This is a genomic window from Vibrio phycocola (genome assembly GCF_053850235.1).
Genome location: NZ_JBSQDJ010000001.1, coordinates 698,492 through 717,953 on the forward strand (window position 1 = coordinate 698,492; position 19,462 = coordinate 717,953).

Annotated in this window: 17 protein-coding genes; 6 read left to right on the forward strand and 11 right to left on the reverse strand. The window is 41.6% G+C overall.

The window, feature by feature from the left end; all coding sequences use genetic code 11:
• Window positions 1–94 precede the first annotated feature (94 nt).
• The 8 genes from ACWU4D_RS03145 to ACWU4D_RS03180 form a co-directional block, all read right to left on the reverse strand.
• Window positions 95–1,015, reverse strand: a complete 921-nt coding sequence (locus ACWU4D_RS03145; protein ID WP_456049919.1) for a 3-keto-5-aminohexanoate cleavage protein — start codon at window positions 1,013–1,015, stop codon at window positions 95–97.
• A 43-nt stretch (window positions 1,016–1,058) separates the two neighbouring features.
• Complete coding sequence (locus ACWU4D_RS03150) at window positions 1,059–2,237, reverse strand: acetyl-CoA C-acetyltransferase (RefSeq protein ID WP_456049920.1); 1,179 nt, start codon at window positions 2,235–2,237, stop codon at window positions 1,059–1,061.
• A 148-nt stretch (window positions 2,238–2,385) separates the two neighbouring features.
• On the reverse strand, window positions 2,386–3,357 hold the full coding sequence (locus ACWU4D_RS03155; RefSeq protein WP_456049921.1) for a cyclase family protein: 972 nt from the start codon (window positions 3,355–3,357) through the stop codon (window positions 2,386–2,388).
• Window positions 3,358–3,436: 79 nt separating this feature from the next.
• A complete protein-coding gene (locus ACWU4D_RS03160; RefSeq protein WP_456049922.1) occupies window positions 3,437–4,390 on the reverse strand; it encodes a 3-hydroxyacyl-CoA dehydrogenase family protein in 954 nt (317 codons plus the stop codon).
• Between the two features lie 42 nt (window positions 4,391–4,432).
• Window positions 4,433–5,248: an SDR family NAD(P)-dependent oxidoreductase gene (locus tag ACWU4D_RS03165; protein ID WP_456049923.1), complete on the reverse strand. Its 816-nt coding sequence runs from the start codon at window positions 5,246–5,248 to the stop codon at window positions 4,433–4,435.
• A gap of 63 nt (window positions 5,249–5,311) precedes the next feature.
• A complete protein-coding gene (locus ACWU4D_RS03170) occupies window positions 5,312–5,665 on the reverse strand; it encodes a hypothetical protein (protein WP_456049924.1) in 354 nt (117 codons plus the stop codon).
• Complete coding sequence (locus ACWU4D_RS03175; protein WP_456049925.1) at window positions 5,665–6,321, reverse strand: 3-oxoacid CoA-transferase subunit B; 657 nt, start codon at window positions 6,319–6,321, stop codon at window positions 5,665–5,667. The genes ACWU4D_RS03170 and ACWU4D_RS03175 overlap by 1 nt, the downstream gene beginning before the upstream one ends.
• 5 nt (window positions 6,322–6,326) lie before the next feature.
• Window positions 6,327–6,977, reverse strand: a complete 651-nt coding sequence (locus ACWU4D_RS03180; RefSeq protein ID WP_456049926.1) for a CoA transferase subunit A — start codon at window positions 6,975–6,977, stop codon at window positions 6,327–6,329.
• A 506-nt stretch (window positions 6,978–7,483) separates the two neighbouring features.
• Between ACWU4D_RS03180 and ACWU4D_RS03185 the strand changes: the two genes are divergently transcribed.
• The 6 genes from ACWU4D_RS03185 to ACWU4D_RS03210 all read left to right on the forward strand — a co-directional run bounded on the left by ACWU4D_RS03185 (window position 7,484) and on the right by ACWU4D_RS03210 (window position 14,722).
• Window positions 7,484–8,299 (forward strand): fumarylacetoacetate hydrolase family protein, encoded by an 816-nt coding sequence (locus ACWU4D_RS03185; RefSeq protein WP_456049927.1) that lies wholly within the window; start codon window positions 7,484–7,486, stop codon window positions 8,297–8,299.
• Between the two features lie 202 nt (window positions 8,300–8,501).
• A complete protein-coding gene (locus ACWU4D_RS03190; RefSeq protein WP_456049928.1) occupies window positions 8,502–8,939 on the forward strand; it encodes a MarR family winged helix-turn-helix transcriptional regulator in 438 nt (145 codons plus the stop codon).
• Window positions 8,940–9,006: 67 nt separating this feature from the next.
• On the forward strand, window positions 9,007–10,671 hold the full coding sequence (locus ACWU4D_RS03195) for an FAD-dependent oxidoreductase (RefSeq protein ID WP_456049929.1): 1,665 nt from the start codon (window positions 9,007–9,009) through the stop codon (window positions 10,669–10,671).
• Between the two features lie 11 nt (window positions 10,672–10,682).
• Window positions 10,683–12,425 (forward strand): FAD-binding protein, encoded by a 1,743-nt coding sequence (locus tag ACWU4D_RS03200; RefSeq protein WP_456049930.1) that lies wholly within the window; start codon window positions 10,683–10,685, stop codon window positions 12,423–12,425.
• A gap of 589 nt (window positions 12,426–13,014) precedes the next feature.
• Window positions 13,015–14,340 (forward strand): MFS transporter, encoded by a 1,326-nt coding sequence (locus ACWU4D_RS03205; protein ID WP_456049931.1) that lies wholly within the window; start codon window positions 13,015–13,017, stop codon window positions 14,338–14,340.
• A 169-nt stretch (window positions 14,341–14,509) separates the two neighbouring features.
• Window positions 14,510–14,722, forward strand: a complete 213-nt coding sequence (locus ACWU4D_RS03210; protein ID WP_456049932.1) for a hypothetical protein — start codon at window positions 14,510–14,512, stop codon at window positions 14,720–14,722.
• 128 nt (window positions 14,723–14,850) lie between these two features.
• Here the strand turns inward: ACWU4D_RS03210 and ACWU4D_RS03215 are convergent, their stop codons facing one another.
• From ACWU4D_RS03215 to ACWU4D_RS03225, 3 genes are all read right to left on the reverse strand, one after another.
• Window positions 14,851–15,039: a hypothetical protein gene (locus tag ACWU4D_RS03215; RefSeq protein WP_456049933.1), complete on the reverse strand. Its 189-nt coding sequence runs from the start codon at window positions 15,037–15,039 to the stop codon at window positions 14,851–14,853.
• Between the two features lie 361 nt (window positions 15,040–15,400).
• Window positions 15,401–16,258, reverse strand: a complete 858-nt coding sequence (locus ACWU4D_RS03220) for a 4Fe-4S dicluster domain-containing protein (protein ID WP_456049934.1) — start codon at window positions 16,256–16,258, stop codon at window positions 15,401–15,403.
• A 2-nt stretch (window positions 16,259–16,260) separates the two neighbouring features.
• Window positions 16,261–19,224: a molybdopterin-dependent oxidoreductase gene (locus ACWU4D_RS03225; protein WP_456049935.1), complete on the reverse strand. Its 2,964-nt coding sequence runs from the start codon at window positions 19,222–19,224 to the stop codon at window positions 16,261–16,263.
• Window positions 19,225–19,462: the final 238 nt, after the last annotated feature.

Here is a 19,462-nt window from a genome sequence, read left to right on the forward strand (position 1 = left end):
TGAAAAAATTCGACAGTTATGAGACATCGCACAAATGAAAAAGGGATTATATATAATAATCCCTTTTTAAACTTAATAATCAACTAATTGATTATTAATATGATTTCCACGATGGGAAGTTTGCTTTGTTAAGATTTAGAATTTGACGAGCTTCATCAGGCGTCGCAATTTCCATGTCACAACAAGCCAACATTTCTTTAGTACGGTTTACAAATTCGACATTGGATTTCGCTAACTGACCACGACGGTAGTAAACGTTATCTTCCATACCAACACGGATGTGGCCATCAAGTGCAATACAAGCATTGATAATAGGTAAGTGACCGCGACCAATACCTAAACCACCCCAAGTAAAGTTGTCACCCCAATGACGACGAACTTCATCTAACATTTGTAAAAGGATATGAACTTCAGCTGGAGAACCGCCTGGTGCACCTAATACAAACTGGAAGTGTGGACGAGTGAATGGGTTATGAACTTCTGCTTCACCAGCATCACGTGCTTTTGCATTCGCTTTATCGATAAACTTACGATAGAACAGTACGTTATGAATCATACCGATATCGAAAATTTCAATTTCTGGGGTAACGTTTACTAGAGGCATTTCTTTAGCAAGTTTACCCAAGAACACAGGCGTATTTTCAAATACAGTTGAGTGTGCCCAGTTCATAGTACCAGCGTCAAACGTTGCGATTTCAGGGCGCAACTCTTGGAAAGGCATCATGCGGATTTCATCAGCAAGTCCTAGCCCACCAGACGTGGTTAAGTTAAGAACGATGTCACACTTCGCTTCACGGATATACCCAACAGTTTCAACGAATTTTTCAAGATCCATTGTTGCATTTTGGTTGTCATCACGTACGTGGATGTGAGCAATTGAAGCACCAGCCGCATGACATGCAATGATTTCATCAGCTTCTTCGCGAGGAGTTACCGGTACATCCGGAAACTGTTCTTTCTTAGGCCATGCACCAGTACAAGCAACGGTTACAATTCTTTTGTTTGCCAAAGACATAAATATTACCTCTAAGTAAATTTTAAATGGTTAGAAACTCAGCTTAGCTGCGCTCAACGATAAGTGCGGCCGCTTGGCCACCACCGATACACAACGTTGCTAGTCCATATTGAGATTCACGCTTTTGCATCTCATGAAGCAGTGTTACAAGTACGCGAGCACCAGAACAACCGATTGGGTGTCCTATAGCGATTGCGCCGCCATTGACGTTTGTTTTTTCAGAATCAAGGCCTAGATCTGCACAAACAGACATTGCTTGAGCAGCAAATGCTTCGTTCGCTTCGATAAGGTCTAAATCGCTAACTGACAGTTCAGCACGCTTAAGGGCCAATTCAGTTGCGGGAACAGGAGCGTATCCCATAATTTCTGGAGCACAACCTGCTGTCGCTTGAGCTTTAATCGTTGCCATTGGTGTGAGACCAAGCTCTTGCGCTTTTTCTTTGGTCATCAGAACAACTGCCGCTGCACCATCATTGATACCAGAAGCATTTGCAGCTGTGACTGTACCGTCTTTCTTAAACGCTGGACGTGGTTTAGAAACCGTCTCCATTGAAGCTCCAAATTTCGGAAATTCATCGGTATCTACTACTGTATCGCCACGGCGAGTGCTGATTGTATGTGGAGCGATTTCTGCCTTAAAGCGACCTGATGTGATAGCAGCTTCTGCACGATTTTGAGATTGAACCGCGAACGTATCTTGAGCTTCGCGAGTAAACCCAAATTTCTCCGCCAAGTTTTCAGCCGTAATACCCATATGGTATCCACCAAAAGCATCGGTCAATCCGTCACGTAACATGGTATCAACCATCTTACCGTCGCCCATTTTAGTCCCGGCACGCATCCCTGACACAATGTGACCCGACTGAGACATTGACTCAGTCCCACCCGCTACGGCAATTTCAGCTTCGCCACAACGAATTTGGTTTGCTGCATCCATTACGGCTTTAAGTCCTGAACCACAAACCATAGAAACGACGTTTGCAGTACGGTCTGCTGGAATACCAGCATTAATAGCAACTTGACGAGCTGGGTTTTGGCCTAAACCAGCGTTTAACACATTACCAAAAACCAAAGTGTCAACTTGCTCTGGTTTAACACCAGCGTCTTCAAGCGCTGCTGTTACCGCTGTTACACCTAAATCGACAGCGGACACACTGTTAAATGCGCCAAGAAATGCACCAACAGCTGTACGTTTTGCGCTGACAATGACTATGTCTTTCATTTTACGCCTCATTTCATTAAACCAACCCGAATTCGCTTTACTCCGATTCGATTGGCCATAAAAAGAGAAACTTCATCGCTTAATTATTAAGTAGGTAGGCAACTATCAAATACAGCAAAGAAGTTTCAAATTTAAATTAACTATCTAATTAGTGATCGCCGTATGGGTATACGCGGTCTGTAACATCGTTTACATCGTCTTTATCAATAACAGCCATTAGACGAGTCATAGAACCATCGCCACAGTAAAGGTTCAGTGGAGCACCGATGATTGTGCAACGCTTACCAGCGATCTTAGCAACATTACCACCAACGTTTTCCCAGCCTACTTTACCGTTACCTAATAACAGTTTGTGACATGGTTCCCAAACACCGTTACACATACCTTTTTCTTCTACTAAACCGTAAAGCTCTTGGTACGCTTCTTCGCCGTGAACTTCTTTATATAGTTCGCGATCAAAGTGAGCAAACTCTTCAATACCAAATTTCTCGATATATTCGTGACGTAGAGGAAGACCTGAGTAACCTTCTAGACCCATAGACAATTTACCAGCAAGTTTTTCGCCGATAGATGTATGTAGAGGGTGGTCAAGTGCTTGTTGGTCAACGCCCAATGCTTTGATGTCGTGCTTCATACACCAGTGGCCAACAGATGCGCCTACACCAGTTGCGTAGTGGTAGTACTGTTTGCTGTCGTCCCAGATTTCACACATACCAGTGTAAATAATCACGATCATGTCTTTTAGTTCAGCGTGAGTTACACCTGTTTTAGCAAGTGCAGCATCCATGTGTTCTGCTTTGATTAGTGTCCACTGTTCAAGATCAGAAAGGTCTAAACATACCGCTGGACCACAATAAGCATTCAGATCCATTTCATGAGTATAACGAGCGCGGCGGCCGTCAAATTCAGTTTCAATTACGTGACGTGGAGAATCTGCGTGAGTACCACAGTGCATTGGCATTTTGAAGAACTGAGTTAATACGCCAGATTTCGCTAGACCGTGTGCACGAGTCACTTCTGGTTGTGGGAAGTAAGGCCACTGAGGTGACTGAGAACCAACAGGGTGAGAAAGGTCGACAATCACTTTACCTTCGAACGGGTTAACGTAGTTGTTACTCATTTTATTGCTCCAATGAATTATTCTTAATTAGATTTTACGTAGAATCAACGTACCCAAAAATTGGGTACGTCATAGCGTGTTAAGCTTTCGCTTGTTTACGATATTTAGTTTGATCAATTAGGTACTTAAATAGATCATCTTTAGACTGTTTTGCTTCAGCTTCGGTCCACTTCTGGAAACCTTCACCTGTTTTAAAGCCTGATTTGCCTTCTTCAACAAGACGTTGCAATGTTTCACTAGGCTCTGTGCCTGAATACAAGTATTCAAACATATACTTATGGATGTTCAGGCTAAGTTCCGTTGACACCATGTCCGCATTTTCAAATGGGGCAAGTTGAGGAACACGGAACCCAAATGAATTTTTAATACATTCATCGATGGTTTTTGCATCAGCAATGCCGGCATCTAACATATAGAAAGCTTCACGCCACAACGCATGCTGCAGACGGTTAGCTAAGAAACCAGGTACATCTTTTTTACATTCTGCTGGTGCTTTACCACAATCGGTGAGCAAGTCCATACAAACATCAATAGCTTCATCACTCGTCGCTTCAGTACGAATAACTTCAACTAATGGAATAAGTACCGCTGGGTTCCAAAAGTGCATACCCACAACGCGATCTTTTTTCTCTACAACTTCAGCTATCTCAGTAATAGATTTCACAGATGTACCCGATGCAAAAATACACTCTGGGCTTGCGTGCGCTTCCATTTCTTTGAACGTTGCGTGCTTGATATCCATAACTTCTGGTACAGATTCAAAAATAAGATCAGCGTTAGAATATGCTTCAATCGCATCAGCTGTAATCGTAACTTTATCAAGAATGTTATGTTTTTGGTCAGCATCAAGCAGGCCTTCACGAATGAACATATCTAATTGAGATGCCATATCTTCGTGAACAGAACAATTTGCAACGTTACGTGTTTTAATCGTGACATTACGGCCGCCCGCTGCAAAGATTTGCGCAATTCCCACGCCCATCATTCCAGATCCGCCAGCTATCGTAATATTTTTAATGTCAGTGTGTTTCATAATTCACCTTTCGTAAATTTCAGGAGGACAACCAGCAAGCAATTAACCCGCTGTACAGCCACCGTCTACGTAGACAATTTGACCGTTAATAAAGTCAGATGCATCAGATGCGAGGAAAAGAACCAAACCAAACATGTCTTTAGTTTCAGCAACACGTCCCATTGGTAAGCGAGCTAGGAAAGGAGCAATACGCGCTGGATCTTCACAGATTTCTTGAGTTAATGGGGACTTAATCAATGTTGGTGCGATTGCGTTTACATTGATGCGGAAACCTTCTTTCACACCTTTGATTGACCATTCTGTAGACAATTGCTTAGTGATTGAATCAACAGCGGCTTTAGATGCAGAGTACGCAGAGTATCCATCTGGGTGACCACAGAATCCACGAACACTTGATGTGTTGATGATTTTGCCTTGGCCTTTTTTCATGAAGTACTTACCAAAAACTTGGCAAGGAACAAGAGTACCAGTAACATTCACGCTCAATACTTGTTCGAATTTGTCTGCAGGCATTTCTCCAGCTGGAGCACGGAATGCCATGCCAGCATTGTTAATTAAAATATCGATACGGCCGTACATTTCATCAACTTGATCTACGATAGCTTGCTGTGCTTCAACACTTGTTACGTCACCAGAAATAGCAGTACATACACCACCTACTTCTTCAACTGACTTTACAGTTTCTAGCAGTGTTTCCATTTTACGAGCAGTTACAACAACTTTCGCGCCATGTAAAGCAAATGCTTGAGCGTATGCTGCGCCTAATGTGCCGTTACCACCAGTAATAACAACAACGCGGTCGGTAAGATCGAAACAGTTTTTTGCGAAGTCGTTATCCCATGTTTTTGTCATGACCATTATTCTGTACCTTCTAATATTTTTAAATTTAATTTATTAATCTGTTGTGTTGCTTAATAACTTTTACGCTGCGGTAATTGTGACGAGAACCTTAGCAACAGTGCCACCACTCACCCACATTTTGCGCTGTTCATTTGGCAGCATGGAGATTGAATCAAGTGGCCCTGCAACAAAGGTTTCACCCGCTTCGTTTTCCACTGTGATTTCACCTTCGATAACAAAATAGGTTTTTTCAGTCTCACATCCGAATGTGCCTTCGGCGTATTGCCACTCAGCGCCACCATCAGCTTCAAAAATTGAAAGACCTTGCCAAAACTTAGCTAGGCCAGTTTCTGGACCCTGAATTTTTTGACAAGCAACATTAAAATGCGCTGGTGGTTGATATTCAGATACGTCTTTAGCTTGAACGAGTTTCATTATTCTTCTCCAAATATTTCAATTGATTCAGGTATGATTAATTCAGTACCTGTTCGGTCAATAACTTCTTCAACGGTTGTGTTGTAAGCAATCTCTTTAAGTACTAGGCCAGCTTCAGTTGGTTCGATAACTGCCAGCTCGGTAACAATTAGATGAACACACTTGGCTGCAGTGAGTGGTAAGGTGCACTCTTCAAGAATTTTAGGCTCGCCATTTTTGTTGCAGTGAGTCATCATAATAATGACGCGCTTAGCCCCGCTTACTAAATCCATCGCGCCGCCCATTCCAGCGACCATCTTTTTAGGAATCATGTAGTTTGCAAGGTTGCCTTCGCGGTCAACTTCCATCGCGCCAAGAACGGTTGCATCAACATGACCACCGCGAATTAAAGTAAATGAGAATGTTGAGTCAAAATAAGCAGCACCTTCAACAGCGGTCACAGGTGTTCCACCAGCATTAGTCAGGTCCCAATCTTCTTCACCTTCAGCAGGCGTCGCATCGAGGCCGACCATACCGTTTTCAGATTGGAAGACTACGTGTTTATCAGCGGGTACAAAATCCGCAACTGATGTTGGCATTCCGATGCCTAAATTTACTAAATCACCAATGTTCAGCTCTTGAGCAACACGTTTAGCAATCATATCTTTCATGGACATATCAATTACCTCACGATGAAATCAATTAAAACTGAAGGAAGAGAGAAGTTATTTGGATCAACTTCGTTAGGTTCTGCGATTTGGTCAGGTTCAACCATGACAAGCTCGGCAGCGGTTGCCATTACTGGATTAAAGTTCGCAGTTGTTTTATTAAATGACGTGTTTCCATAAACATCAGTCAAACTTGACTTTAGAAGCGCCACATCGGCTTTAATTGGCTCTTCAAGTAAATATTCTTGACCATTAACCGTAACTTTTTGCTTACCTTCTTCGACAAGAGTATGAAGGCCTGTTTTGGTCAAAACACCACCAAGGCCCGCTCCAGCAGATCGTATTTGCTCGGCGAGCGTACCTTGTGGGACCAGATCAACTTCCATTTCACCAGCATTCATTTTCTGACCAGCAATACGGTTCAGTCCAATATGAGAAGCAACCAAGCGCGACACTTGACCATTTTCAATTAACTTACCAACGCCTTTACCAGGCAAGCCTGCATCGTTGCAAATAATCGTTAGGTTTTTCACGCCAGAGTCAGCAACGGCATTGACTAACGCTTCTGGAGTACCTATTGTCATAAATCCGCCGACCATAACAGTCATGCCATCTTCGACTTTTGCAGCGGCTTCTTTGGGGGATAAAATATCTTTCCTGAGCATTGTAAGAATTCTCTTCTTGTTTCAACTGCAACAAACTCTACTCCGATTGAAACAACTCAGAACAGCAAAAATAAGATCGAACATCCTATTTATGAAATGAAGCTCATGATATTGGTCACAAAAATCATTCTCAGTGACGAAATATCACGATATGAAGACTGTTTTTCCCACCAGTGAAACGAGCAGCTGTCATTTATGAAATATTGATCGAATTATTCGTGCGCTAGGTCAACTTTCATTACCTGATTACAATTTCACCTATATACACATATAAACAAAGGTTTAAAAATTCTTAGGGAAATTATGAAAAGTTGGCTGTTTGTGTAGTTAAATACGAAATTCGGGATAGGAATTAATCAAGCAACAATGTATTTTTTGCGTTGCTGGGTTTAGCACTCAACCAAAAAAGACATCTATTTATTATTCATATCTGATAAGTTAACAGTTATATGGTCGATGCGCGCTCACACCGAAGAGCTTCAAAAATTCTTAGCAAGGAGAACTCCATGGCAAGATATCTGTTCTTTATTACATTATTACTCGCTGGTACTGTCCAAGCGGCACCAGAGCAATATGTTCGCTACCAATACCAACAAAACACTTATTATGGAAAAGTAGAAGGGATTTCAATCCAACCGATAATCGGTGATATTTTTTCTGAATATACTTTGAGTAGTAAACCACTATCGTTCCAAGACGTTGAACTTTTACTTCCAACAGAGCCAGAAAAAGTCTTTGCCGTAGGTATGAACTTCGCCAGCCACCTCTCCTCTCCTTCTGAACAAGCACCGCCACTGTTTCTCAAGTTGCCTTCATCGCTGATTTTATCGGGTAAAACTATCGACGTGCCTAAAGACGCTCACAACTTACATTTCGAAGGTGAGCTTGTTTTGGTTATCGGCCGAGAAGCTAGAAATGTCTCAGAAGCCAATGCAAAAGATTATGTATTTGGCGTAACGGTAGGTAACGATTTAACCGAACGGAGTTGGCAATCTCAAGACTTGCAGTGGATGAGAGCGAAAGCCAGTGATGGTTTTGGGCCACTGGCGAATACGATTACCCGCGGGATCGACTATGAAAATGTCGTATTAACCACACGTTTAAACAATGAAGTGGTTCAACAAGAGAGTACTCGATTTATGATTCACAGCGTAAGTAAAGTCGTCAGCTATCTTAGTCACTATTTTACCCTAAAGCCCGGAGACTTAATATTTATGGGGACACCGGGACGAACGCAAGCTCTTTCTGATGGCGATATAGTATCAGTCGCTATTGAAGATGTGGGGATAGTGGAAAACCAGATTCACTTTACTTCTGATTAAACGTTAACAATCGTTCCAGATTGTTAAAATTCACTCATCACTTAAAACACAATTACCACAGAAGTAAAACGCCATTAACATTATGGAAATAGCAAATTTGATCTAAAGCTCATAACAACCACAAAGAGTAAGTATTTGATTGTAATTGCTTCTTAATTTTAGTTTCCTAGGGAAACGAAATTTACCAAATTTAAGATTGATGATGAAAAAGTGTTACACAAGCGATTGCCCTCTCAACCTCACAGGTGTCGTTCATAAGCATTTAAAAGAAGGTTTGGCAAAACGAGTTCGTGAGCAAGGCCTTAATGTTTCAAGCCAACAGCTTCACTTACTGTTGTACTTGTTTGAAGAAGACGGACTGAGTCAAAAACGTTTATCCGAACTGACAAAAATGAATAAAATTTCGGTCGTCAAAGCTCTGAATTTACTCGAGATGAACAACCTAGCAATACGAGTCCAACGCAGTGATGACCAGCGAAATAAGGACGTATTTTTAACACCTGAAGGTCACAAAATACGAGCCATAGTCCACAGAACCATTGATGAACATAAAGATAGCGTATTTAAAGGCATCAGCGCAGAAGAAGCTGAAGCCTTTAAATCAACATTAAAAAAGATGATTAACAACGTAACAAACTAAAAATTTTGCCCAATTAGTTACCCTGGGCAACTAAATTACAAATATAAATAGTATTGGAGCACGAGCAATGCCTGTAAGAAAGATATATACGGAAGATTGCATAGGTTGCGGAACCTGTGTTGAATCTTGCCCAATGGATGTATTTCGGCTTGACACCTCAGAGAATCAACCGGAAATTTCACCATGCAGTAGTGATTGTCCACTAGGACTAAATCAACGTGAATATCACTATCTCATCAAATTAAACCAAATAAACGATGCCGCTGCTGCATTGCAATCGCGCCATCCAATGCCTTCTATTACTGGTCGTGTTTGCCCTCACCCTTGTGAGACAGAATGTAGCCGTGCTCAAGTCGATACCGCCATCAACATTAACGGGATTGAACAATATTTAGGTGATATCGTTTTAGATAATGGTGTTGTGCCACCTTGTAACAGTGGTGATAAAGTCGCCGTTATTGGTTCTGGGCCAGCAGGCCTAAGTGCAGCCTATACGCTGACTCAAAAAGGTTATCAAGTTACCGTATTCGAAAAAGATGAAAAACCGGGCGGTCTTCTTCAATATTCAATTCCCGCTTTCCGCTTGTCTAACGAAATTATCGCCCAACAGATTGATTTTTATAAAAAAATGGGCATCCAGTTTAAGACTGGTGTTGCGGTGGGTAAAGACATAACTAAAACTGAATTAGAAGCGCAGGGGTTTAAAGCGTTTATTGCGGCAACCGGTGCAGCAAAACCAATGCTGTTAAAGGTACCTGGTGCTGACTCTAAAGGAATAACTACAGCAATTGAATTCCTAAAAGGTGTGCGTACGGGTAACGTTGACTCTATTGACCAACGTGTTGCTGTAATCGGTGGTGGTAGTGTGGCGTTAGATGCAGCTCGTACCGCTGTTCGTTTAGGTGCAAAAGAAGTGCATGTAGTTTGCTTAGAGCGTATAGAGCCTGGACACAAAGATAACATGCTTGCACTCGCAGAAGAGATCAAAGAAGCAAAAGAAGAAGGTGTAATTTTCCATACTCAGCGTAGTGTTCAGTCATTCAGTCAAACAGATGGAACATTGTCAGGCGTCTCACTACTAGAATGTGAAAGCGTTCGAAATGCCGATCTTTCATTTAACCCTTCAATTGGTAGTGAGGTTGTTGGACAACTTCAAATTACAACAGTAATCATGGCCATCGGCCAAACTGCTGAAGCAGAATTGGTACCATCTGAAGTTGCAACTAACAAACGAGGGTATATTCAAGCTGATAAGCAAACTCTACAAGTTGAATCAGATATATTTGGCGCTGGTGACGGTGTAACAGGACCAACAACCGTCGTCGTGGCTCTTGCCTCCGGTAAACGTGCTGCTGTAATGGTTGACCGCTACTTAAAAGGTGAAGAGTTGGCACAACCGGAAGTAGAACAAGAGATTGCAAAACCTGTTCCACAAGGCAACAACTTATACATTGAAGAGCGCCAAGAGCGTACGTCTACCGATGCACAAGTTCGCGTCGCGAATTTCGACGAAACTATGCAATCATTCACTAGAGCGCAAGCTCAAAGAGAAGCTGAACGCTGCTTAACCTGTGGTAGCCGCTCAAAAATTGCTTACGTTGATGACTGTCAAGTATGTCGGCTTTGTGCACACTTCTGCCCTGCAGATTGTATTGAAATCTCAGAAGGCGCATACATGACATCGTTACATAACTTCGATGTCGTCAATCTTGGCAAAGACCTAAACCAATAAGGAGTTCAGTTATGAGTAACAAAAAGAATATGAAGCTTAACGTTATTGAGACCGAAATCTTTGTTATCGGTGGTGGTTTTGCTGGCTGCTTTGCTGCAGTAAAAGCAGCTGAAGCAGGCGCTAAAGTTACGATGGCAGTGAAAGGTCGTACTGGTCGGTCTGGCCTTACACCTTGGGCAAACTCTTGGTTTGTTTACGATGAATTCCACGGAAAGATCACCCGAGATGATTACCTAACTCAGTTTAAATTATCAGGTGAATATTTAAACAACTTAGACTTCTCTAATCTTTTAATGGATGAAGCGCGTGATCGTTTTGATGAACTTCGGGAATGGGGTGCAACTACCGCATTAGATTATCCAGAAGAAGGTCGCCCGTATTACTATCAACACGGTACAGTTTCCCGGTCTATAGAATACTGTGCCGCAGGCGACCCTATGCGTCGCAAAGCAGTATCAGTCGGTGTCGAAATGGTTGAGCGTGTGATGATTGTCGAGCTTATCAAAGAAGGTGAAAAAGTGGTTGGCGGCATGGGTTTCCATATGGAAACAGGTGAACCGTATGCAATTCTAGCAAAAGCCACCATTCTTTGTTCAGGCCCATCTTCACTTAAACCCGTTGGTATGGGATACCCATGTTCGTCTACCACAGCCGACGGTGATGCGATGGCTATACGTGCTGGTGCACAAATTTCTGGCAAAGAGTTCAACGATGCCCACCCTTCTCGTCCATTTAGCTATCTAGATGAAAAAGGCTTGAAACGAGCATCGGGTGATGCAACGAGTAAGAAAACGGTATTAGGTTTAGGTGGCGGTCCACCGAGTCAAGACGGTCCACTTGATCCTAAAGATTTCAATGGCGGACAAATGGGCTTACGCATCGATACCGCAATTGGTATCAACATTGGCGGACAGCCGATGGATCCTCAATACTTAAAAGGCCCGGGCGGAACTTGCCATATAACAAGTGGCTCAGGTACAGCCGAACGCATGAAAACCGGGTATTCAACCACGGGTATGGGAAACCATAAAGGTGAAGGAGTCTTTCCACAAGATATCAACGGCCGCTCAAACCTCGAAGGCTTATGGGCAGCTGGTGATGCAATGTGTTCAATGCAAAATGGCGCCGGATATGCCGGTTTTGGTTCATCATCTTCAGGGTCTGCAGTACAAGGAGCTCGCTCTGGTTGGGCTGCAGCTGAATATGTAAAAGATCAACCAACGCCAAGTGTCGATGTTTTAATTCTTGAGGAAATGAAAGAGCAAATTTTATTCCCTATTAACAATGAACAAGGATTCAACCCAAATTGGGTAACTCGAATAATGCAAGGCATCATGTACCCTTACTATGTTATGTACACCAAAGAGCAAGATCGCTTGGAAATCGCGCTAAAGCAAATCAAATACTTGCAGAAAAAGTTCGCAAATAACCTGCGCGTCGAGGATTTTCACGAACTGCGCAATGCTCATGAATGTCGCAATATGCTACTTAACGCCGAAATGAAGCTTGTCGCTGGCATGGAGCGTAAAGAAAGTCGTGGTACTCACTACCGTGAAGATTATCCATATCGTGATGATTCTAAGTATCTCGCATGGGTTAAACTGACGCTAAACGACGAGGGTCATGTTCACCCTGAACTACACCCAATTCCTCAGGAGTGGCACCCAGATTCATCGTTAAGCTATCGAGAAAAATACGCATATGTATATCCAGGTGAAGATGAGGCACGTGAAAAAGCAGGGATACTTGATTAATTTAATCAAGCTTTAGAATTAATCACGTTATTTTAATATCAAAGACAGGTCAAAATAATTATATTATTTTGACCTGTCTTTTAATAATATATAAAAATAGAATTAGAAATTAATTAATATTCCTTATTTGAATATATTAACATTGTATTATCACACTATACCCATCTTTTAAAACTTCATTTCAATACAACTTATTTCAAAAATATATGTCATTTATTTGTTTTAAATCAATAAACAAAAACCGCATGTTAATACAAATAAATCTTATTTCCATATAGCCGAAAAGCCTTAATACAAAAGGCACCACCATAAATGGGAAATGCATTCTCATAATTAGAAAATGTATCAATATAACCGTGATGTGACTCTTATTATTATTTACTCTGTGAACCAGATCTCGATCAATATTGTTATTAAATATCTAGAGTGATTTTTTAATACTTTAATTAATACCTGAAAAGAGTATGGTTAATAATATATTAAAAAGTTTTATTTATTGATTGTAATATAATTACCTATTTACATATTAAACATTTTGTTCAACTAATCTAATTTAAATCACTACAATTTAACTTATAAGAGAGGAAACATGGAAAAGGTGCTGCAAAAAGGCTTTAAAGCTAAGGCACTCGGTGTGATCATCTATGTATTTGTCACAATGTACTTGCAATTAACTATCGCAGGTCCAGACAGTATGAACATACTAATGCCTGCGCTCGTAGAAAAGTTTGGGATGGCCCCTGGTGAGATTATGGGTGGCATTTCAGCGGTTCGTTTACTTGGTGTTGTTGCGGGGGTTGTTACCGGTGCGCTCATCATGAAGATGGGTTTCAAAAAGATTGGGGTACCTTCAATTGTAATCGCAGGTCTTTCCGTGACGATGATGGGACGAGTGGACTCTTGGATGGGGATCATGATAATCCAAACTATCCTCACCATCATCACTCCTGTACTCATGTTCATACAAGGTGGTCTAATTGCGAATTGGTTCATGCGCTATAAGGGTGTTATCTTTGGTATTGTAACCATTTCTGCACCATTAAGTACGGCAACATTCACCCCAATTGGCTTGCCCATTTTTATGGAAGTGGGCTTTGTAACTTTTTATACAGGTCTCGGCGCCATCATTGCATTTTGGGGTATTCTCGGTATCTGGGCGATGAAAGAAAAACCAGAAGACCATGGGTTTGATCCAGATGGAATCCCATTTACGGCTGAAGAAAAAGCCGAAGTAGAAGCGATACGCCACAAAGAAAATAATCAAATTACACAGTGGACACTTAAACGCCTATTAGTGTGTAAGGAGTTTTGGTATGTCACCATTCCGTGGGGTCTTATCGGCGGGATGATGATGGCTGGAATTATGAGTCAAGTTATTCCTATTCTAACAAGTTCTGGTATGCAGTTAGAAACCGCTCTTACTCTAATGTCAATTATGGCCATCGCAGGTATGCCACTCAGTTATTTCTGGGGGTGGTTAGACGATAAAATTGGTACTCCTAAAACCAATGCTGTCTTCTCTCTTGCTTATGTCATTGGATCCGCTGGATTTGCGTTTGGTGGACCGGACAGCATGTACTTGATCTACCTAGCCTTGTTCTGTATCTCTCTCGGCGTCGGTGGTATGCCTAACTTAATGCCATCACTGATCGCATATGTATTTGGTCGTGATGAGTTTGTTAACGTTAACCGATGGTTATATGGCTTCCAGATGATATGTATGAGTGCAGGTATGACTTACCTAGCAGTGATGAATGATATTACCGGATCGTACACGTTATCTTTCATGACCTTCATTCCTATTGCAGCGGTTTGTTGCTTCATGTTCTTATCGATTAAGAAAACCTATGACCCAGAGCGTATTGCACTTGAAGAAAAAGAAAAGCTTGCTTCTACTCGTGAATCGTTAAGCTGATAACGACATCCCCTGTAAGTGTACGCTTACAGGGGTTTCTTATTTTTTATACTCAGTAATTAACTTAATTTCTTCTGATTCACGCACTTCCACACAACCTACTCATCCAACTCGGATAACATTCATTTTTTCTCAACCTCTAAAATGCTAAACATCAAATAGTGTTGGTGTGGAACCTAAGCTGCCTACTCAACCGCTCGGCTTCTTTTTTGCGTTTAATGTGCTATTTGACGCTCTCGTTGCGCCAACTACGGTTATGCTGATGACTCTAAGTCTTTCAGGAACGCAATTTCGCTTTAGCAACAGAAACAGGCTTGTGTCGGCATTAATTCGATTTACCGCAATGAAGATGGGATCGTGTGGATGTATCTCGTATCTTTAGACCCAGAGAACACGATTCGTCACTTGGCGATACTTCCAATATCTGTGGGATTTTCTGAAAGTGTATGATGGTATTGAGATCGTCGTCGCCCTTTCGCTATCAAATAAATAGTCGATTAGACGATGATACTAAGCTTCGAAATCAAATTGAGTTGCGGCATTTCGAGAGGCTGCTGAATTATTTTTAGCAGTAACAAACCATAACTCATGAAATTGAGTTTCTCTTTCTCGGCGAGAATTTGAATAAAGATTTATAGCAACACATATGCAACAAACAACAACCGCTAGCAATAGCATAATAATATTAACAATGACCATAACCACTCCAAAGATTTTCATTTATTGATTTATATCAATAAATATAGCATATGCAATGTGATCTACCTAACAATTTTTAAGCATAATGAGCTAAATAGGAATGATTTTCTTTTAATAGGATGGTTAGTCTCTGATTCTCCAGTAATAAACTAAAAGTCATACAATTATCAAATAAAGTCGTCGGAAGGCAATTAGAAGAGTTAATTTGAAGAAGTTTGCAAAGAAAACTAGCGACGATCGAGGCAATTAAAGATTATTACAAGATAAAAGTGCAGGTAATAAAAAGACCCATAACTCCTTATACTATGAAGTTATGGGTCTTATCTTAAGTTATAGAGACTTAGTACTTAAGCGTTAGACACTAAGCCAGTGCAATGACACCTAAGTTAACGCTCTCTTTTAATTCAAATGATACGCTACCTGACAATGCATCTTTCGTTGCAGTTATCGTGTATTCACCTGAATTTGCATCTAGTGCATCAAATTTAAAGTCACCAAAGAAATCCGTTGTTAATTCTTGGATAACTTCGTCACCTTTAGACAGCACAACCTGAGCAGCTTCAGCACACTCTTCGATACCGTCGATAGTCATTACCACTGAACCAGCAACGTGCTCTTTAGTGTAGCGATATAAGTTCTTATACCAAACTCGTGGTTGAGTTTCATGTTCTTCACCCAACACGTCAAGGCCATCTTTCGCCGCTTTCGCTTTCATCTCTTCATCAGAGATTTTCATCGATTGCATCGCGCCTGTACCACATGACTGAACACAACGAGGTTGTTTCCAACCTGCATCTAGTAAATGTGCGTCGAAGAACCATTTTTGCGGTAATTCTAACTCTTCATTCCACCAGATATGACCATGTGGACATGATTTAACTAGACGTTTTTGACCCTTAGCTTTGACTGGGTCAATAATAACAATGCCGTCCTCACGCTGGTAGATTTCACCATCTTTACATGATTGAACACATGGAGCGTCAGTACATTGACCACACATCGTTGGGACGTAAGCCATATCGACTAAAGATCCAGTACCACGTTCGCGTTTTAGGATATTAATCCAGCGATGTCCATGACGAGGTTGAGACTCTGAGTAACCAGGGAAAGTATTACCACAGTACTCATCTTTATCTGCTAGAAAACAGTTATTGCAGTTTTCACATTTCTCTACATCAATAACCAGATTCCACTTAGCGATAACTTGTTGATTTTCCATGATTACTCTCCCTCCCAAACTCTAATATTAACCAGACATGAGTTACACGCTGTGGAGTGTGATTTTTTGATAATTGGTCTGCTTGGTGTCAATGTGTTCATAGAGCCACCTTTATCTGGAGATTTTCCAGGTATACCAATTGGTTCATAAAGCGCTGACGATTCATATGAGTGAACGGTACCTGCAGGCACACGACCAGTAATATCCGCCGCACAAAGAACAGAACCACGATCATTGAATACTTCAACAATCTGATGATGTTTGATACCACGAGCTTCAGCATCGGCACCATTAATACGGATAACCCAGTAGTAGTAACCATCGATTTCTACGCGGTGATCAACGATATCATTGATATGTGAATCTTTACCGTCAGCCATTGTGTGGAAACTATAACGGCTGTGTGGTGTGATCATCTGTAGTGGGTATTTCTCATATAGCTCACCAGAATGTGGACCTTCCCAAGATGGGATGTACTTAGTCATTACTGGACGCTCAGGATCATCAGGAGCAAAGCGTTTCAAGCTGTTACACACAAATTCAATCTTGCCACTTTGGGTCTGCAACCCACTTCTGAATGAATCACTGTATTCTGCTGGTAATGGGTTCATTTCAGGCACATCTTTCTTTCTGCCTTCGTAATACCAATTCCAAGAAACTGGATCGCGATCTTCCTCTTTCGGTGGCGGAACGATGTAATATCCTTTCTTAAGGAATTTCGTCCAAGAAATTTTCTCAGGTAGATCGGTACCGTTATACAGCCTTCTTACCCATTCAAGTTCAGACGAACCTTCAGAGAAGTACGCACCAACACCTAACTTAGTCGCAATCATACGGAAGATTTCGTAATCCGATTTCGACTCGCCCAGAGGTTCAATACACTTGTGTTGAAGCGTAATAACACGGTGGTTACATTGGTTATAGTTATGGTGGATATAACCGCCACTACTTGCGAACTCACCGATATCCCAACGTTCAAAGTTGGTACACGCTGGTAGGATAATATCCGCAAACTTCGCTTCACCTTCCAGCCAAATTGATTGGTTTACCACAACTTCCAACTTGTCACTGCGATACATATTCGCGAAACGGTTGGTGTCATTCATGGTACCAAAGTGAGAGCCACCATATTTGTAGTACATCTTAATTTGCGAGTGACCAGGTGCTGGATATTTGAAATCACAGAACTGTCCCTCAATGTGCTTGGTATCCGTTAAGTAACCTTCTGCTTTACCTTCCATAACCGCTTCAGGGATACGTAAACGAGGCACTTTCTGTTTGACCGGGTTCATCGTCATAACTTGTGGCATACGTTGGTACATGTTTACACCAACACCTGTACCTTCAAAGTCACCAGATAAACCACCTTCTGAGTATCCAGGGAAGTAGAAGCGAGTATCAACTGGCGTACCTTGTTGTAGGTTACCCATGTTGACACCAGGCTTACCAATTCCTTGCATCGCCATTAGACAAACCATTGAACGTGCCCACTCAGCACCGGTTGCACTGCGACATGCAGAACCAAAGCCTTGAACACCACCCGCTGCAAGATACACTTTCTTATTACCCCATTTACGGGCTAATGCACGCACATCACGTGCTGGGATACCTGTCTCTTCTTCTTGCCATTCAGGTGTTTTTGGAATGCCGTCTTCGTTACCGATAACGTACTCTTTCCATTCTGCAAATCCTTCGGTCTTATCTTCAACGAAGTCTTTGTCGTATAACCCTTCTTGCATCCAAACGTAAGCAATTGCTAATGCCATTGCGTTACTTGTACCCGGGTTAGTACCAAACCATTTACCACCAAGCAATGCTGCTGTGTGGTTATAGAATGGGTCAATGTGAACAAATTCAATACCCAACTGCTTCGCCCATAGACGACGCTGTGTACCTTCCATCGCACCGTATACACCAGAAGTAGATTCTGGATCACTCGACCAGAACACGATCATCTCTGCGTGTTTTAGTGCATCTTCAACGGTTGAATAGGTATCTGGTGAACCTAGACGAATCGAGTTTCCCCAGTGGTGCATTGCACCCCAGTAGAAGCCTTCCCAACTATCTGGGTTATGGGCAACATAAGAGGTACCAATGATGTTAAAGAAACGCATACGACAAGATAACCAATAACCCAAGTTACCCCATAAGTGGTGCGAACCCGTACCATTCATTATTGCGCCTGGACCATGTTCAGTTTTAACACGTCCAATTTCTTTCGCGACAAGATCCGTTGCTTCATCCCAACTAATACGTTCATAGCCAGAAATACCACGGTTTTGTGGATTACGTTCACCATCTGGATCAAAATCGACACGCTTCATAGGGTAAAGAATTCGGTCTTTTGAGTAGATAGTAGATTTGATCGCTTGTGTATGTGGGCTAACGGTTACCTTTTTCGTTGGAGTAAACTCTCTACCGCGTGCTTTGATAGTCCATGGTTCTGGATCGTCATCAGCCAAATCGATCGGAGTTATACGAATAATTTTGTCGTCTTTAACATACACGAAGACTGGACCACCATTGGTATTGCTGACAAAACGCATCGTACCGTCAGGCATTGGTGTACCATATTTAGCTTGATTGTCGACAATTGCACCTAGAATATCGGTGAACTGGACAATCAGTTTCTCATCACCAATGGCTTCAACTTTGAACAGTTTCGCCATATCGATAACATCTTGATAGTCGCGCCATGGCACCATCATTTTCATTGCATCTGCTGCAGTGTTAAACATCATTACAACATCAGCATCAAGATCTTTACCTGATTTGGAAGACATTTTCCCATCAGTAATCTTAAAAATACGTCCTGTTTTTGAGGTACGAACACAGATACAAGCGGTAAGATTTTCTTTAGCGACAAGCGCTTTGAATTTTCTATCCGTCTTACACAATAACTTTACTGCTTGGGCTAAACCGAGCAGAGTTACCTTCAATTGCTTCTCTGAAGCTATATTGGCCATTTTCAAAATTATGCTCCCAGTTACTACTCTTTATTTTTTCTGATCTATTAAGAGCAATAAACGAGCCAAACCTTTAAAAATTAATTAGTTAGAAATCCATGATCAATGTCATACAGAATATTAAACTAATCATGATCCACATCAATTCAGAGCCTTTAGTCACTTTTTATATCCTATGATATTTCCTACTCTGTGATATATCACTATGATATATCATAACTAAACAGGTATAATTTCG

Excerpts from the sequence above, each read along its gene's own strand:
- ACWU4D_RS03145 (WP_456049919.1), bottom strand. The coding sequence starts at position 1,015 with ATGTCTTTGGCAAACAAAAGAATTGTAACCGTTGCTTGTACTGGTGCA.
- ACWU4D_RS03150 (WP_456049920.1), bottom strand. The coding sequence starts at position 2,237 with ATGAAAGACATAGTCATTGTCAGCGCAAAACGTACAGCTGTTGGTGCA.
- ACWU4D_RS03155 (WP_456049921.1), bottom strand. The coding sequence starts at position 3,357 with ATGAGTAACAACTACGTTAACCCGTTCGAAGGTAAAGTGATTGTCGAC.
- ACWU4D_RS03160 (WP_456049922.1), bottom strand. The coding sequence starts at position 4,390 with ATGAAACACACTGACATTAAAAATATTACGATAGCTGGCGGATCTGGA.
- ACWU4D_RS03165 (WP_456049923.1), bottom strand. The coding sequence starts at position 5,248 with ATGGTCATGACAAAAACATGGGATAACGACTTCGCAAAAAACTGTTTC.
- ACWU4D_RS03170 (WP_456049924.1), bottom strand. The coding sequence starts at position 5,665 with ATGAAACTCGTTCAAGCTAAAGACGTATCTGAATATCAACCACCAGCG.
- ACWU4D_RS03175 (WP_456049925.1), bottom strand. The coding sequence starts at position 6,321 with ATGTCCATGAAAGATATGATTGCTAAACGTGTTGCTCAAGAGCTGAAC.
- ACWU4D_RS03180 (WP_456049926.1), bottom strand. The coding sequence starts at position 6,977 with ATGCTCAGGAAAGATATTTTATCCCCCAAAGAAGCCGCTGCAAAAGTC.
- ACWU4D_RS03185 (WP_456049927.1), top strand. The coding sequence starts at position 7,484 with ATGGCAAGATATCTGTTCTTTATTACATTATTACTCGCTGGTACTGTC.
- ACWU4D_RS03190 (WP_456049928.1), top strand. The coding sequence starts at position 8,502 with ATGAAAAAGTGTTACACAAGCGATTGCCCTCTCAACCTCACAGGTGTC.
- ACWU4D_RS03195 (WP_456049929.1), top strand. The coding sequence starts at position 9,007 with ATGCCTGTAAGAAAGATATATACGGAAGATTGCATAGGTTGCGGAACC.
- ACWU4D_RS03200 (WP_456049930.1), top strand. The coding sequence starts at position 10,683 with ATGAGTAACAAAAAGAATATGAAGCTTAACGTTATTGAGACCGAAATC.
- ACWU4D_RS03205 (WP_456049931.1), top strand. The coding sequence starts at position 13,015 with ATGGAAAAGGTGCTGCAAAAAGGCTTTAAAGCTAAGGCACTCGGTGTG.
- ACWU4D_RS03215 (WP_456049933.1), bottom strand. The coding sequence starts at position 15,039 with ATGGTCATTGTTAATATTATTATGCTATTGCTAGCGGTTGTTGTTTGT.
- ACWU4D_RS03220 (WP_456049934.1), bottom strand. The coding sequence starts at position 16,258 with ATGGAAAATCAACAAGTTATCGCTAAGTGGAATCTGGTTATTGATGTA.
- ACWU4D_RS03225 (WP_456049935.1), bottom strand. The coding sequence starts at position 19,224 with ATGGCCAATATAGCTTCAGAGAAGCAATTGAAGGTAACTCTGCTCGGT.